14 protein-coding genes and 1 pseudogene are annotated in these 14,548 nt (G+C 72.1%); 6 read left to right on the top strand and 9 right to left on the bottom strand.

From position 1 onward, the window contains the following. Positions 1-2: 2 nt before the first annotated feature. The gene (locus AB0F89_RS30890) at positions 3-1,058 is read right to left on the bottom strand and encodes a LacI family DNA-binding transcriptional regulator (protein WP_367129176.1); all 1,056 of its coding nucleotides are present in this window, start codon (positions 1,056-1,058) and stop codon (positions 3-5) included. A 104-nt stretch (positions 1,059-1,162) separates the two neighbouring features. On the opposite strand from AB0F89_RS30890, the gene AB0F89_RS30885 reads away from it, so the two are divergent. From AB0F89_RS30885 to AB0F89_RS30870, 4 genes are all read left to right on the top strand, one after another. Then, on the top strand, positions 1,163-1,777 hold the full coding sequence (locus tag AB0F89_RS30885; RefSeq protein WP_367129175.1) for a DUF1989 domain-containing protein: 615 nt from the start codon (positions 1,163-1,165) through the stop codon (positions 1,775-1,777). After that, positions 1,774-2,385: a flavin reductase family protein gene (locus tag AB0F89_RS30880; protein WP_367129174.1), complete on the top strand. Its 612-nt coding sequence runs from the start codon at positions 1,774-1,776 to the stop codon at positions 2,383-2,385. The genes AB0F89_RS30885 and AB0F89_RS30880 overlap by 4 nt, the downstream gene beginning before the upstream one ends. Before the next feature lie 75 nt (positions 2,386-2,460). Further along, positions 2,461-3,804 (top strand): MFS transporter, encoded by a 1,344-nt coding sequence (locus tag AB0F89_RS30875; protein WP_367129173.1) that lies wholly within the window; start codon positions 2,461-2,463, stop codon positions 3,802-3,804. Further along, positions 3,801-5,234: an amidase family protein gene (locus AB0F89_RS30870; RefSeq protein ID WP_367129172.1), complete on the top strand. Its 1,434-nt coding sequence runs from the start codon at positions 3,801-3,803 to the stop codon at positions 5,232-5,234. The genes AB0F89_RS30875 and AB0F89_RS30870 overlap by 4 nt, the downstream gene beginning before the upstream one ends. A gap of 16 nt (positions 5,235-5,250) precedes the next feature. On the opposite strand, the gene AB0F89_RS30865 is transcribed toward AB0F89_RS30870, so the two are convergent. The 4 genes from AB0F89_RS30865 to AB0F89_RS30850 form a co-directional block, all read right to left on the bottom strand. Continuing rightward, entirely contained in the window at positions 5,251-5,829 is a 579-nt protein-coding gene (locus AB0F89_RS30865; protein ID WP_367129171.1) for a TetR/AcrR family transcriptional regulator, read from the bottom strand. Continuing rightward, the gene (locus AB0F89_RS30860) at positions 5,826-6,332 is read right to left on the bottom strand and encodes a nitroreductase/quinone reductase family protein (protein WP_367129170.1); all 507 of its coding nucleotides are present in this window, start codon (positions 6,330-6,332) and stop codon (positions 5,826-5,828) included. The genes AB0F89_RS30865 and AB0F89_RS30860 overlap by 4 nt, the downstream gene beginning before the upstream one ends. 73 nt (positions 6,333-6,405) lie before the next feature. Continuing rightward, positions 6,406-6,861: a hypothetical protein gene (locus tag AB0F89_RS30855; protein ID WP_367129169.1), complete on the bottom strand. Its 456-nt coding sequence runs from the start codon at positions 6,859-6,861 to the stop codon at positions 6,406-6,408. A gap of 14 nt (positions 6,862-6,875) precedes the next feature. Then, on the bottom strand, positions 6,876-7,307 hold the full coding sequence (locus tag AB0F89_RS30850; protein WP_367139057.1) for a DUF6301 family protein: 432 nt from the start codon (positions 7,305-7,307) through the stop codon (positions 6,876-6,878). Positions 7,308-7,746: 439 nt separating this feature from the next. Between AB0F89_RS30850 and AB0F89_RS30845 the strand changes: the two are divergent. Next, positions 7,747-7,965 (top strand): annotated as a pseudogene (locus AB0F89_RS30845) (WHG domain-containing protein); the annotation flags it as partial. Positions 7,966-7,994: 29 nt separating this feature from the next. Here AB0F89_RS30845 and AB0F89_RS30840 read toward each other — a convergent pair. Further along, the gene (locus AB0F89_RS30840; RefSeq protein WP_367129168.1) at positions 7,995-8,426 is read right to left on the bottom strand and encodes a hypothetical protein; all 432 of its coding nucleotides are present in this window, start codon (positions 8,424-8,426) and stop codon (positions 7,995-7,997) included. Positions 8,427-8,708: 282 nt separating this feature from the next. Here AB0F89_RS30840 and AB0F89_RS30835 point away from each other — a divergent pair, with 282 nt between their 5' ends. Then, a complete protein-coding gene (locus AB0F89_RS30835; RefSeq protein ID WP_367129167.1) occupies positions 8,709-9,131 on the top strand; it encodes a hypothetical protein in 423 nt (140 codons plus the stop codon). Positions 9,132-9,634: 503 nt separating this feature from the next. On the opposite strand, the gene AB0F89_RS30830 is transcribed toward AB0F89_RS30835, so the two are convergent. The 3 genes from AB0F89_RS30830 to AB0F89_RS30820 form a co-directional block, all read right to left on the bottom strand. Beyond that, a complete protein-coding gene (locus AB0F89_RS30830; RefSeq protein ID WP_367129166.1) occupies positions 9,635-10,315 on the bottom strand; it encodes a hypothetical protein in 681 nt (226 codons plus the stop codon). A gap of 332 nt (positions 10,316-10,647) precedes the next feature. Further along, the gene (locus AB0F89_RS30825) at positions 10,648-13,464 is read right to left on the bottom strand and encodes a S8 family serine peptidase (protein WP_367129165.1); all 2,817 of its coding nucleotides are present in this window, start codon (positions 13,462-13,464) and stop codon (positions 10,648-10,650) included. A gap of 176 nt (positions 13,465-13,640) precedes the next feature. After that, positions 13,641-14,543: an XRE family transcriptional regulator gene (locus AB0F89_RS30820; protein ID WP_367129164.1), complete on the bottom strand. Its 903-nt coding sequence runs from the start codon at positions 14,541-14,543 to the stop codon at positions 13,641-13,643. Between the last annotated feature and the right edge of the window lie 5 nt (positions 14,544-14,548).

Raw genomic sequence — 14,548 nt, 5'->3', positions numbered from 1 at the left:
GTCTACCGGCCACGCCCCGCGGCCGAGTCCGATGTGGAGGAACGAATCCTCAGGCGCGGTGGGAGCAGCACGGGGGAGACGTCCTCGCCGCGCAGGAGCGCCAGCAGCGTCCGGGCGGCGTGGCGGCCCATGTCGAGGGGGGAGCTGTCCACGGTGGTGAGCGGGATGAGCAGTTCGGAAGCGACGTCGATGTCGTTGTAGCCGGCGACCGCGACGTCGCGCCCGGGTGTGAGCCCGGCGTCCCGCAGGGCGCCCATGACGCCGACGGCGGCGTAGTCGTTGACCGCGAAGATGGCGGTCGGGCGCGGCGTGGCGCGCAGGAGGCGTTCGGTGGCCTCCCGGCCGCCGCGGGTGTCGAAGCCGGTGTGCAGCAGGTGGCTGTCGGGCACCTCGACGCCGCGTCGGGCCAGTGCGGCGCGACAGCCGTGCGCGCGGTCGACGGCGGTGCCTGCCCAGGGGTGACCGCCGACGATGCCGACGTGGCGGTGGCCGAGGTCGGCGAAGTGGTCGCCGACCAGCTCCCCGCCCGCCTCGTCGTCGCAGGTGACCGACAGCTGACCGGGGCGGCGGCGGTTGACCAGCACGAACGGCAGTCCGGGGTCGACGGGCGGGTCGGTCAGGCGGGTGTCGGCGAGGATGAGGCCGTCCACCCTGCGGGTGCGCATCAGGTCCAGCCGGCGCGCGTGCTCGGCGGGGTCGTCGCCGGTGTTGGCGACCACGGCCTGGTAGCCGTGCTCGGTGCAGTGGGCGTCGACGCCCTCGAAGATGGTGGCCAGCACGACGTCGGACAGGCGCGGCACCAGGACGCCGACGACGTTGGTGCGCCGTGACCGCAGGCTGGCCGCGTGCGGGTCGGGGCGGTAGCCGAGTTCGTCGGCGATCCGGTGGATGCGGGCCACGACGTCCGCGCCGACCCCCACCGCCTCCTGTCCGGGCGCGGCGCGCAGCGCGCGGCTCACCGTCGAGACGTTGACGCCGGCCTGGTGCGCGATCGACCTCATCGTGGGTCGTCGGGGCTCCGCGGCGCGTCCGTCGGGCTTGTCCACGCTGTCGATCATCCCAGTCCCTTGACCCCTGCGCAACCGGTTGCGTACGGTCGTTGCGCAACCGGTTGCGCAGCCGTGACCGGCCCGGACAGGACCACAGGCCCTTCGGAGGACTCGTGAACCGGATTGTCGAAGCGGGGACGGCGGCGGCGTTCGAGGTGCCGCGCGGCGGTGCGGTGGAGGTCGTCAACACCCACGGCAGCCAGGTGGTGGACACCTGGGCGTTGACGGCGGACGAGCCCCGGCGCCCGCTGTCGTTGGCGCACTCGCGCGGCGTGCTGGGCCGGTTCGCGGTGCGGGTCGGGGACGCGTTCTGCGACGACCTGCGGCGGCCGGTGCTGACCGTCGAGGCCGACACCTCGCCCGGGGTGCACGACACCCTGATCCCGGCGTGCGACCCGCGCCGCTACGAGCTGCTGGGGCATCCCGGGCACGCGAACTGCGCGGACAACTACGCCAAGGCCCTCGCCGCGGCGGGCGTGCCGGCCCCCGACCACGTGCCCCACCCGCTCAACCTGTTCATGAACGTGCCGTGGGACGCCGACGGCGAGTTGCGGTTCGCCGCGCCGGTGAGCCGTCCCGGCGACGCGGTCGTGCTGCGCGCCCTGGTCGACCTCGTCGTGGTGCTGTCGGCGTGCCCGCAGGACCTCGTGCCGGTGAACGGGGACCTGCTGCGACCACGCGACGTCGAGGTGCGGCTGCACGCCCCGCGCGGGGCGGGGGCGCCGTGAACGCCGAGGCGGTGGCGTTCGACCCCGCGACGATGCCGGCAGCGGAGGTCTTCGGGCTGCTCACCGCGACGGTGACCCCGCGCCCGATCGCCTGGACCTCCACCGTCGGCCGGGACGGGGTGCTCAACCTGGCGCCGTTCAGCTTCTACACCGTGGTGTCGAACACGCCGCCGATGCTGTCGCTGACGATCGAGGACGGTCCGAACGGCCGGGTGAAGGACACGCTGGTCAACATCCGCGACAGCGGCGAGTTCGTGGTCAACTCCGTGTCGGTCGACGTGGCCGACCGGATGCACCGCACCAGCCTGGAACACGCGGCCGACACCGACGAGTTCGAGATCGCCGGCCTCACCCCCGTGCCGTCCACGCGGGTGCGGCCACCGCGCGTGGCCGAGTCCGCGATCGGCATGGAGTGCCGCCTGCGGCAACTGCTGCGCCCCGGCAGCGACACCGTCGTCATCGGCGAGGTCGTCGCCGTCCACGTGGCCCCCGACCTGCTCCGCGCGCCGGGGCGCATCGACCTGGGCGGCCTGCGCCCGCTGGGCCGCGTCGCGTCGCGGTTCACCGACGTGCGCGCCACGTTCGCCCTGCCCCTCACCGCGCCCTGACCCGCGCACCTGCACGCCGGTTCCTGTGGCCGGTCTCCGCGCATCCCGAACCCGAAGCCCGAGAGGCGATCCGCCATGCCCGCGACCCGGACCTCCCTCATAGACGACACACCCCTCAACGGCTTCCACAAGAAGTTGACCCTCTACTCCGCGGGCGGGCCGTTCCTGGACGGGTTCGCGCTGACCATCGTCGGCATCGCGCTGGTCACCATGAAACCCGCGCTGGGCCTGGACGGCGCCGAGGTCGGCCTGGTGGGCGCCGCCGCGCTGGTGGGCATCTTCGTCGGCGGCGCGGTGTTCGGCTACCTCACCGACCGGGTCGGGCGGCAGGTCATGTACGTGGTCGACCTGCTGGTCCTGTCGCTGGTGTCGGTGCTGTCGGCGTTCGCGGACGAGGTGTGGCAGATGGTGCTGCTGCGGTTCGTGCTCGGCATCGCCATCGGGGCCGACTACCCGATCGCCAGTTCGCTGCTGGCCGAGTTCGTGCCCGCCAAGCACCGAGGCCGCCTGCTGGGGGCGCTGTTCGTGGTGTGGGCCGCGGGCGCCGCAGCCGCTGCCGCCGCGGGCTGGGCGCTGTCCGGTCTCGGCGACGACGCCTGGCGCTGGATGCTCGCCTCACCCGCGGTGTTCGGCCTGGCGACGCTGATGATGCGGCTGGGCGCCCCGGAGTCCCCGCGCTGGCTGCTCAGCAAGGGCAGGGTCGAGGAGGCCACCGCGATCTGCCGCGAGGTCTGGGGGCCGGGCGCGAGCGCCGCCGACATCCCCGAACCGCCCGCCCGGACCCGCTACTCCGACGTCTTCCGCGGCGTCTACCTGCGCCGGGTCGTGTTCATCGGCGTGTTCTACACCGCGCACGTCATCCCGCTGTTCGCCATCTACACCTTCGGCCCCGACATCCTCGCCGAGCTGGGCCTGGGCGCCTCCACCGGCTACGCCGCCGAACTGATCATCAGCGCGATGTTCCTGCTCGGCGGGGTCCCCGGCCTGCTCCTGGTCGACCGCGTCGGACGCAAGCCCCTGCTGAACTGGACCTTCGTCGTGATGGCCGCCGCCTTCGCGTTCCTGGCCCTGGCCCCGACCGCCCCGGCGGAGATCCTGTTCCTGGCCCTGGCGGTGTACGCGGTCACCTCCGGCGCCTGCAACTTCATCGAGATCATCTACCCCAGCGAGCTGTTCCCGACCAGCGTGCGCGCCACCGCGACCGGCGCGGTCGTGGCCATCAGCCGGATCGGCGCGGCGACCACCACGTTCCTGCTGCCCGTGCTGCTGGCCGACTCCGGCGTCGGCGCGGTGATGTGGTTGCTGTGCGCGGTCAACGTCGCCGGCCTGCTGGTCACCGTCGCCCTCGGCGAGGAGACCCGCGGCCGTCCCCTCAGCGAGACCTCCGCCGCATCGCCCACCCGTCAGGCCCGGTCGTGAACGCCCGCCCGGACATCCCTGCCCACGCCGCCGCGACCACCGGCCCGGTCGGCTCCCGCGCGGTGCGCGACCAGGCGGCCGGCGTCGACGGGATCGGCCTCGGCGCCTCGATCGCCGAGGGCGGGCTGGACGCCTCCGACGTGGCCGCGCGCGCCGTCGCGCGAGCCCGTGACCCGCGCGCCCGCGGCGTGTTCACCACCGTCACCGACGCCCGCGCCGCCGCCCAGGCGCGGGCGAGCCGGGAACGGCACCGCGCCGCCGCGCCACGCGGACCGCTGGACGGCGTCCCCGTCGCCTACAAGGACCTGTTCGACGTCGAGGGCGCCGTCACCACCGCCGGGTCCCGCACCCGGTCCGCGAACCCCGCCGCGACGGCCGACGCGGCCGTGGTCGGGCTGCTCACGGCGGCGGGCGCGGTGTGCGTGGGCAAGACCAACCTGTCGGAGTTCGCCTTCGGCGGCCTCGGGACCAACCCCGCCTTCGGCACCCCCGCCAACCCGCACGACCGCGCCGAACCGCTCGTGCCGGGCGGTTCCTCCTCCGGCTCCGCGGTGGCGGTGGCCACCGGCGTCGTGCCGATCGCGATCGGCACCGACACCTCCGGCTCGATCCGCGTGCCCGCCGCGTTCTGCGGCGTCATCGGCTTCAAAGCCTCCGACAGGCGCTACCCGACCGCCGGGATGCTCCCGCTGGCGCCAACCCTGGACAGCGTCGGGATCCTCGCCACCTCGATGCGCGACGTCCTGGCCACCGATCGCATCCTCACCGGCCCCCGCGCCCCGCACCCCGCACCACCCCGACAACCCCTGCTGCTCGTCCCCACCGGCGAACTGCTGCAGGACTGCGCCCCCGAGGTCCGGGACCGCTTCCACCAAGCCCTCGCGAGACTGGCCGATCGTGGAGCGCGGATCGAGCAGCACCACGTGCCGGTCCTCGACCGGGCGCAGGAGCTGATGGACCGGCACGGCACGATCGTGGAGGCCGAAGCCCTGGCGCTGCACGGCCACCTCCTGCGCCGCCCACCGCACGACGACAGCGGGGTCGACCCGGCCGTGCTGCGCAGGCTGGCCGGGTTCGCCGACGCCGCGCGCGACGTCGGGCCGGTCTACCGGGAGATGGCCGGACTGCGCCGACAGCTGCGTCGGCAGCTCGGCGACGCGCTGCTGGCTTGCCCCGCAGTGCGCCACACCCCTCCCGCACTGGCGCCGTTGCTGGCCGACGACGCCCTCTACGACGCCACCAACCGACGCACGCTGCGCACCACCATGTTGCTGAGCTACCTCGGGATGCCCGGCGTGTCCCTGCCCCTGCCACCCCCGTCGCCCGTGGACGTCCCCGGTGTCGGTCTGCTCCTGTCGGCGCCGCGGAACCAGGACGACCGGCTGCTGGCCGCCGCCCTGGACGTCGAACGCCTGCTGATGCGGCCCTGAACGACATCGGCGATGGTCACGGGTGCGGCGTGGTGTGGGCGCGGAGCACGAGGTCGACGACGCGGCGCGCGAAGTCGGCGGTGAGGTCCGCGGTGGAGATCAGGCGGCGGTGGAACAGGGGACCGGCGAGGAGGTCGAGCACGTCGGCGGGGTCGGTGTCGGCCGGTAGCTCACCGCGGTCGATGCCGCGGGCGATGGCGTCGAGGACGACGCGGTGGCGCCGGTCCGCTTCACGGCGGTGCAGGGCGGCGAAGGCGGCGTCGCGTCCGGCGGCGTCGATGAGCGCGGGCATGAGGCTCGCGGCGGGGCCGGTGGTCAGGGCGTGGGCCAGGCCGGTGAGCAGGTGCACGAGGTCGTCGCGGAGGTTGCCGGTGTCGGGGTCGGCGGGTGGGGTGAGGGTGGTGTCGAACGCGGCGACCACCAGGGCGGCGCGGTCCGGCCACTGGCGGTAGATGGTGGTCTTGGCCACGCCGGAGCGCTCGGCGACCGCTTCCACGGTGGTGGCGGAGATGCCGCGTTCGGCGACCAGCGCCAGGGTGGCGCGCAGGACGGCGGCGCGGCTGCGCACCACCCTCGGGTCGGTGCGCGGTGTCACGACCGGGCGTCCGGCCCCGGGTCGAGGTAGACCAGCGACAGCCCGTCGCGCCGCGCGGCGTGCGCCAGTTCCTCCTGAGTGGGGACGCGGTCGACGTTGATGCGGATGCCCATGCGCCGCCCCGCCCGCCGGTGCCCCACCTGCTCGATCAACCGCCGGTACACCTCGGCCACGGCGTCGGGGTCCTCCACCAACTCCGCACCGGCCCGGCGGCGGTGCCCCAGCAGCGTCACCTCCGCCTCGCCACGATCGCGCAGGTTCGCCCGCCACGGTGAACTGGTCAACACCAGCAGGCGGCCGTCCTCCAGCTCGCGGTAGGCCACCGGGAACTCCAACAACCGCCCCGACCTGCGTCCGACCAGGTGCAGCAGCAGAAGGTGCCGCCCCACTCGCGCCGATCGGCGCGGCGAGGACAACAGCGCCCGCACCATGCGGTTGATGACCAGGTAGGGGGCTTTGGGCGGACGCATCCGCTCGACCGCGGGACGGCTGCTGCGCAACATGCGCCAAGAATACGCTACGGCTGCGTAGCGAATCCGTCCGACGAGCCTGACGGAGACCAGGCGCAGCCGGCTGTCACCCCTGTGCGGACGGGAGATTTAGCCACGGCACCACCAGCGGGTCCTCACCCCGGTCCCGTTCAGCGGGCGGGACCGGGCTGGACGGCCATTCCGCCTCGCGCCACGCCTTGTGCACCAGCTCATCGGGACTGCGGAGCCCGTGGACATCGCGCAACGCCACCACGCAGCGTGCCGCCATCGCGGCGTACTCCACCGTCAACGCGGGCAGCGGCGAGGAACAGGTCCAGTTCGGCGGGTCGATTCCGGTCGGCGGTGTCCACCCGGCCGAGGCCATGCGGCTGGAATCCGCGCCCGGCGACCCCGCCGCCTCCGCGTGCAGCTCGTGCTCGCCGCCGGCGAACTGCACGAACACCCGTGGGTCGGCCCGCGAGAAGACGACCAGGAAGACCCGGTCGGACACTTCCCGCAACGCCTCGGTGAGACCGTCGCCGAACGCCTCCCAGTCGGACACCCCGGTCACCTCGATCACCGGCCTTCCGGGGTGCGGAACCGGACCGCCACCGCTCGCGACGACAGCGTGATGGTGACCTGGGCAGGCCCCATCTCCCAGGTCGCGTCGGTGTGCCCGCGGTCGCGCCTGATGGACGGAGGTCCCAGTCGGGCCGCCCCTTCGCGCACCGCCAGCGTGAAGAGGTCGCCGAGGAGGGCCCTCGTCGCCGGCGTCTCCTTCGCGACCACGTCCGTGACCAGGAAGCGCACGAACGACACGGTGTCGATGCCGGACATGGACACCTCCGGTGGTGTGAAGGCCGGGTTGACCAGGTACCCCAGCCCGTCCTCGACCTCGATCGCCCAGCCGAGGTGGTCGACCGCCATCCGCTGGGCGTCGGCGCGGGACGCCGGCCAGGGGACACCGGCCCAGAAGTCGATGGTCTGCCAGACCTCGACGGGGGACATCTCTGTCAACGGGACCTCCAGCGGGACACCTTAGGGCGCTCACGTGGTGGACGGGGTCCAGACCCCCGCGGGCAGGCCGACCTGGCGAAGGAGGTCTGCGACGTTGCAGTAGTCCTCGCAGCGCTGGACCTTGTCGCCCTTCATCTCGAAGTGGGACAGGACCGGGACGGTGAACGACTTGCCGGCGGGAGGTGCTCGGCGAAGGAGCCGATGTCGGTGCCGGAGAACTCCCGCCGCACCGGCGACGCGGTCGCCGGTGCGGAACGGCCCGTGTCGGTGAACAGGGCTGCCATGCGCTCGGGCGAGTTGGTGTTCCAGGCGGCGGCCCACTCGCCAACGACCCGGGTCCCGTGGTTGCCGCGATGCTCGCGCCCGTCGAAAGCCGAGGTGGCGAACTGGACGGGGGCGGGGCTGAGGTGGCGACGGTGCCGCTGAGGACGCGGCGGCCATCGGTCTCGACGTGTTCGACGTGCTCGTGCGCGCGGTGCAGAGCTGCGCGGACGCCGGACGGTCGGCCGGCACCAACCCGTTCGCCGACGCCACGTCGCTCTGGATCGGACTGCACAGCCTGGCCGACCTCTCCCCGGTCTCGCCGATGTTCCCGTGGCCGGAGGACGTGCTGGACCGGCTCGTCGACCGCCTGGCACTGCTGACCTGACGCCCCGAACTCAGGCTCCCCGCATCACTTCATCCGACTGCGATCCCTCGGGCCTTGAGGATGTCCTCGGCACCGGGAGCGGCCATCATGGCCTCGTCGCCGCCGTGGATCACGCGGAGGTTCGGCAGCAGGGCGAGGTCGTCCAGTGAGGTGACGTCGAAGAGGTCGTCCTCCCCGTCCCAGAACGGGGCGCACTGGTGGTAGACCTCCAAGCCGCCGTCGGTGGTCAGTTCATCCACAGTGGCCAGTTGCTCGGTGGTGATCTCCAAGTCGGTGAAGTACTGGCGGGCTTCTTCGAGGACGGTGTACAGCAGGTCCTGCTCGTACAGGTACTTCCACAGGTCGCCGGTGGCGCCCTTGGCGTGCAGGACGTCGGCGATCCGGAAGCTGGGCTGGATCACCTTGTCCTGGTACATGAGCTTGTCGATGACCAGCAGCTTGAAGTTGAAGTCGCGGAACATGCCCCCTATCTACCAGACCACCCCGACAACCGCCGACGGCGCACAGGGCAGCACGCTTCGTCGCTGGAGTCGCGTTCGTCAAGTGGAACGCTCGTGAGAGCACCCATCGGCGTGGCGGTTCCTGCATGGCGGAACCGCCAATGGTGTGACGCCGAACCGTGGAGCCACACTGGTCGTGAGCCGAAGTTCCCGGCTCGATCCCGCCATTTTTCACATATCCATGAACGGAGGGCAATGAGGGCACGTGTCGTATTCGCCGCTGCTCTGGGTGTGCTCCTGAGCTTGGCGAGCACGTCCGTCGCGGTCGCCGCGCCGGTCTCGGAGGAGCAGCAGGTCTTGGTGGTCGGCGGAGACGTGATCCGGCACGACAGCATCCAGAACCTGGTCATCGCGAAGGACATCCGCAACTACAACGCCGGGTACGGGGGCAACTGCGCGATCTGGAACTGGGGCGGTGGGAACACCTGGAACCACGTGAGCCCGGGTGGCAACTGCCGTACGGCCAGCATGAACGGCAGGACCTACAGCTGGACGGTGTGGAACGACACCGACGCGTTCACGCTCCAGCACGAGGCGTACTGGCTGAACATGCACGGATCGTGGCGGCGGCTCGGTGCGAACGTCTACACGAAGATCCAGGATCACGAGAACGCGCACTGCTACAGGGAGTCGGACGGCGTGAACTGCTACGTCAGCTACGGCTGATCGGCGCCCGACGGATCGCCAGGCCGGTTTGACGTGGCCCTCGGCTCCGATCCAGCGTGACCGAGAACGGCAAGTCACCGGCTCGTGGACGGACCATCGTCTGCGGGCCGGTGATCAGTGCGCCACAGAGCCGCGCCGATCAGCACCGCGTGGCCGGCGAGGCGGAGAACTGGTCGCTCCAGCCGTGGCCAGCGCCTTCGTCGTTCTGACAACACCTCATCCGCACGGCTCGCACCCGCTTCGGCGCCCGGCTCAGCCAGTCGGCTGGGCACCGGAACGGGACGTCGGAGGCTGGGTCGTCGGCGGTGCCAACAGCGACACCGGACCACTACGGATGACACGAGCGCAGGCAACCACCGACGCGCCCTCACCCACCAACCTCCCACCGTGTGACTCCAACGTGCCACGCCCACCACGCTCCGCCGGCGGAGTCCTGCGGTCGAGGCGGTGCCCGGGAAGCTCCTTTCGACGTATCCGACCGAGGCCGCGGCCAAGCCGAGGACCTAGCGGCTCGCACCCTCCTTCGTGGCGGGGGAACTCGGCAGGGTCTGCGGCGCGGTGGTGAGCGGGTGGACGTGGTAGACGGCCAGGCGCAAGGTGTCGTCGATGGGGATGACTGAGAGGCGGGTCGCCGTGACGTGGTGGCGGGCCAGGTCGGGGCCGATGATCCCGAGGGCTGTGGCGGGTAGTCCGGCGGTGGAGGCAGGGGTGAGTGCGACCGTGTCGGTGTCCAGGTCGACTCCGTAGCGCTGCGCGGCACCGGCCATGTACCTGCGCAGGCGGGTTCCCTCGACGTAGACGAAGATCCGGTCGATCCCGCCGGGGTAGGCGGCCAGCCGGTAGAAGTCCTTCAGGACTTCGCCCAAGGCCATGGTCCACGCCGCGTTCACCTCGTTCGGCTCCCGAGGGAACTTCAACTCGATCAGCGCCACGGGCGAGGGCCGTCCGACCACCAGGTCGATCCGCGAGCCCTTCAGCGCCGGGTGCGGCGCCTCAACCCGCAACATCGCCGCGTCCACACCTGCTGCTACCAGAGCCCGTGCGGTGGCGAACCGCACCACGTCCTCGGTGAGCAGACCGCCGAGCCCACGTTCCAGATGACCCCGCAGTTCGGTGGCCACCGACGTCCACACCGCGTCGGACCGCCACGGACGCACCTCCGGGTCACCGCTCTCTCCTGCCACCACGACCTTCTACCTGCCCTCATCCGAAACAGCACCTGCTCCACGCCCTACATCGGCACGGGCAGTTCTACAACATCCACGGAATTTCGGCAGGCACATCGCCGTCGAGCCGTTCACCGTGCTGGTGGTTGCCCGAACCGGCCTGCTCCGGCGTTGTCCGTGCCCACCGAGTCGACAAGGCAGGCCGGGCGCATCGGGTTCACCTGTCCCGAAAGCACGGACCTGATCGCCCGCCCCGTGGCCCTGTGCCCACGGGGCGGGCGACCGCCGATCAGCGCGACGTGGCCGAACGCTGCCTCAACCAGCCCGACCACCCGCTACGCCGAGCGACCCTAGTTGGGGAACACGAACCAGTAGAACGACACCTGCGCCCGACCCCCGGAGCTGTCGGTCACGGTCACCGTCGGGCGGTAGTTCGCCCACGTGGTAGGGGTGCCGCTGATCAGCCCGGTGGCCGCGTTGACGGTCAGGCCGGCGGGCAGGCCGGTTGCGGTGAAGCGATAACCTCCGCTGCCGCCCGTGGCCCTCACCTGCAGGGTGACCGGCTTGCCCCGGACGCTGGTCTGAGTGCCGGGGTCGGCGATGGACAGGGTGGCGCTGCCGCCGGTGACGGTCAGGGTGTACGTGGTCTGCCGGGTGACGGTGCCGCGCGTTCCGCTGACCGTGATGCGGTGTTCACCGATCGGGGTGGACGCCGAGGTGCTGATGGTGAGGGTGGCGCTGCCCCCGACACCGATCGAAGACGGGCTGAAGGCCGCCGTGGCACCGGTGGGCAAACCGGTGGCGGACAGTGCGATGTCACCGGTCGGCGGGGTGCCCCCGAGCTGTTCGTGGACCCAGTCGCCCATGACGCCCCACAGCTTGCCGTGGGCGTTGTAGGAGGCGCAGTCGGTGCGCAGCCACGAGAAAACGCCCCAGACCTTGCCGTTGTGGTAGTACGGTCCCCCCGAATCCCCTTGGCACAGCCCGGTTTCCCCGGTCCCGTAACCGTCGCAGAACATGTAGCGGGCGTCGAACTGACCGTTGATGTTGCGGCAGTTCTGGTCGTCCACGGTGGGCAGGACGGTCTCCCACAGCCTGCTGTTGCGCTGGGCGTCCTGGGAGTCGGTCTTGCCGTAGCCGATCGCGACGCCCCGGGTGCCCAGCGGCAGGGAGTCGCCGGAGCGGGCGACGGCCGGGTAGGCCATGCCCGCGGGGGTGGGGATGTCGGTCTTGGTGAAGATCACCGCGACGTCGAAACCGGTGCGCCAGCCGTCGTTGGGGTTGTAGCTCGGGTGGACGCGGTACTCCTCGATCTCGACGCGGGCGCCGGCGCCGGTGTCCGCGAGGTCGTCGCGACCGTACACCAGGTACTTCGGGTCACCCTGGGAGAACTTGCAGTGCGCGGCGATCAGCACCGCGCGCTTGGCCACCACCGAGCCGGTGCACGACTGCTCGGCCGGACGGGCGCCGCCGGTCCGGTGCTGGGAGATGATGAACGGGTACTTCGCGACCGTGGCGGGCGTGCCGCCGATGACGGCGGCGCCGGTCTCACCGGTGACCGCGGACGCGCCCACCGTGGTCGACACCGAGGAGCCCACCGCCACGGTCCCGCTCGACGGGGTGGTGGTGAGGGCGAAGTCGTCGGGAACCTCCCCGTTGACGGTCAGCGCCACCTCGGTGCTCCGCGTGGCGTCGGCGCCCTTGCCGGTCACGGTGACGCGGTAACTGCCCGGGCTCGCGTTCGCCGCCGCGGTGAGCGTCAGCTCCGCCGAGCCGCCTGCCGTGACCGACGACGGCTCGAACGCGGCCGTGACGCCCGCCGGCAGGCCGGTGGCCGACAGCGCCACGTTCTGCGCCGATCCGCGGGTGACCGCCGTGGAGATCGTGGTGACCGCCGAGGCGCCCGGGTCCACGCTCACCGACGACGGGGTGGACGCGATCGAGAAGTCGTTGACGGGCTGCGCCGCGACCGGCACGTGCAGGAGGCGGTTCGGCGTGCCGGAGCGGATGTTGGTCATCTTGCCCGTGGTGGCGTTGTCGACCACCCACTTCTTCAGGGCCTCCGGCGTGGCGGACGGCTGCTCGCCCAGCCGCAGCGCCATCGCGCCCGCCACGTGCGGCGCCGCCATGGACGTGCCCGACTTCTGGCCGTAGGAGGTGTCGGAGGTGTTGACCGAGGAGTCGATGGAGGACCCCGGCGCGAACAGGTCCGTGCACGGTCCGTCGTTCGAGTCGCCCGCGCGCTGGTCGGAGCTGGTCGAGTTCGCCACCCGCACCCCGGTCTCGACCCGGCTGCCCGGCCCGTAGTCGCACGAGTTGCCGCCGTTGTTGCCCGTGATCAGGGACCACTGCACGCCGGAGGCGATCGCGCCCCGGATCGCCTCGACGCCCACCGACGGGTCGTCGGCGTACACGCTCATGTTCACCACGGCCGGCTTGACCGCGTTCTTGGCGATCCACTCGGCGGCCACGACGATGTCGCTGTCCTTGCCGGTGGACTGGCAGCCCAGGATGCGCACCGACCACAGCGCCGCCTTCTTGGCCACGCCGCGGGTCTTGCCCGCGGCGATGCCCGCCACGTGGGTGCCGTGGCCCTGCTTGGCGGAGTCGCAGTCGTTGCCGTTGGTCGGGGGGACGACGAAGTCGGCGGCGAACTTCGCGCGGCCCTCGAACTCCTGGTGCGTGTACCGGATGCCGGTGTCGACGACGTAGATGTTCGCCCCGGCGCCCGCGCCGGCCGGGTAGTCGTACTTCCGGTTCAGCGGCAGGTCGCGCTGGTCGACGCGGTCCAGGCCCCAGTTGGGCGGGTTGTCCTGGACGTCGGCGGCGCGGGCGGTGCCCGACTGGACCACCGAGTCGACCTCGGGGGCGGCCGCCAGGCGGCGGGCCTGCCGCTCGGTCAGGTCCTCCACCACGAAGCCGCGCATGACCTTTTCCAGCACGTGCGTCGTGGTGCCGCCGTAGCGGCTGTTCAGGGACCTCGCGGTGGCGCCGACGTCCGGGCGGTCCTTCAGCTTGACGACGTACACACCGGGAACGGGGTTCTTCGCCGCGACGCGGACCTCGCCCTCCGGCTCGGCCGCCCACGCGGGCGGTGCGAGCGCCGCGAGGGCCAACACCACCAGCGCGGCGACCGCGGCAGGCAGCGATCGGGATGTGCAGGGCATTGATCACTCCTTCTCCGGCTCCGGACCGGTGTCGGCCCGGAGCGTGGAAACCGGAAACTAGTCGGCGGCGACCACTGCCCGAAGTGCTGCGTTACCGGTCCGTCCGGCGATCTCCTCCACGAGGAAAGCGCAGGTCGGAGGGGGTTTCGCGGAACAGTTTTACGACCGGTTCCCCCTCACCACTCCCACCGGACGCCGACGGTGCCCGGTCGCACCGCCGGGACCACCAGCGCCGTGGTGCCCGCCGCGCCCAGCCAGAGGTCTTCGACGTGGCGCTCCGGGCCGCGCAGGCCGGCCTTGTCGTAGCGGCGCACCAGTCCCGGCGGCCGGCCCGCGAACCGCAGCTGCACCGTGTACAGGCCGACCGGGCGGCTGAACCGCCGGTAGAAGTGGTCCAGCGGCAGCCCGTCCGGCAGGCTCAGCTCGTACTCCAGCACGGTGTGCTCGCCGCGGTCGAGCGGTCGGTCGAACAGGAACTCCGCGACCAGCGACCGGCCCGCCTCGTCCCGGCGCACCCGGCCCCGCCGCGCGTGCGCCACCCCGGTCAACCTCGGCGCCGGGAACGCGGGGTCGTCGATCTCGTGGCACACCAGGTGGCGGTCCACGCGGTCGGCCGCGGCGCGCACCACCAGCCGGCAGCGCTGCCGGCGCTCACCGGTGCGCTCGTCCACGACCACCGCGTCGTTGACGCTCAGCAGGTCCAGCCGCCGGTCGGACGACACGTCCAGGCCGTTCAGCAGCGGCCCGCACGACGGCCACAGCTCGCGCCGCGAGAGCGTCCCGGGCGCGCGACGCGGTGTGCGGCCCCGCGGCCGGCGGGCGCCCAGCAGCACGACCAGCGACGCCGCGGGCAGCCCGAGGATTTCCTCCAGCCGGCTCAGGGCGGTCAGCGACGCGGCGCGCTCGGGTCGGCTGCGGCCGTGCCGCCAGTACGAGAGGGAGGTGCGGCTCACGATCACACCTCGGTCGGCCAGCCTGCTGCACAGCCGGTCCAGGGTGAGCCCGGAAGCCTCGATGGCCGCGTCGAGCGCCACCTCGAACGGGCCGGTGCGCAGGAGTTGCCGAACTTCTCTGTTCATCGTCG

This window comes from Saccharothrix sp. HUAS TT1 (assembly GCF_040744945.1).
Lineage (GTDB): Bacteria > Actinomycetota > Actinomycetes > Mycobacteriales > Pseudonocardiaceae > Actinosynnema.
Note: the sequence above shows the minus strand (reverse complement) of the source record. Positions and strands in the feature narration are given on the sequence as shown.

What these genes read in the sequence shown, in the direction of transcription:
- AB0F89_RS30890 (WP_367129176.1), bottom strand. Translation starts at nt 1,058, where the DNA reads ATGATCGACAGCGTGGACAAGCCCGACGGACGCGCCGCGGAGCCCCGA.
- AB0F89_RS30875 (WP_367129173.1), top strand. Translation starts at nt 2,461, where the DNA reads ATGCCCGCGACCCGGACCTCCCTCATAGACGACACACCCCTCAACGGC.
- AB0F89_RS30860 (WP_367129170.1), bottom strand. Translation starts at nt 6,332, where the DNA reads ATGTTGCGCAGCAGCCGTCCCGCGGTCGAGCGGATGCGTCCGCCCAAA.
- AB0F89_RS30850 (WP_367139057.1), bottom strand. Translation starts at nt 7,307, where the DNA reads ATGTCCCCCGTCGAGGTCTGGCAGACCATCGACTTCTGGGCCGGTGTC.
- AB0F89_RS30840 (WP_367129168.1), bottom strand. Translation starts at nt 8,426, where the DNA reads ATGTTCCGCGACTTCAACTTCAAGCTGCTGGTCATCGACAAGCTCATG.
- AB0F89_RS30825 (WP_367129165.1), bottom strand. Translation starts at nt 13,464, where the DNA reads ATGCCCTGCACATCCCGATCGCTGCCTGCCGCGGTCGCCGCGCTGGTG.
- AB0F89_RS30820 (WP_367129164.1), bottom strand. Translation starts at nt 14,543, where the DNA reads ATGAACAGAGAAGTTCGGCAACTCCTGCGCACCGGCCCGTTCGAGGTG.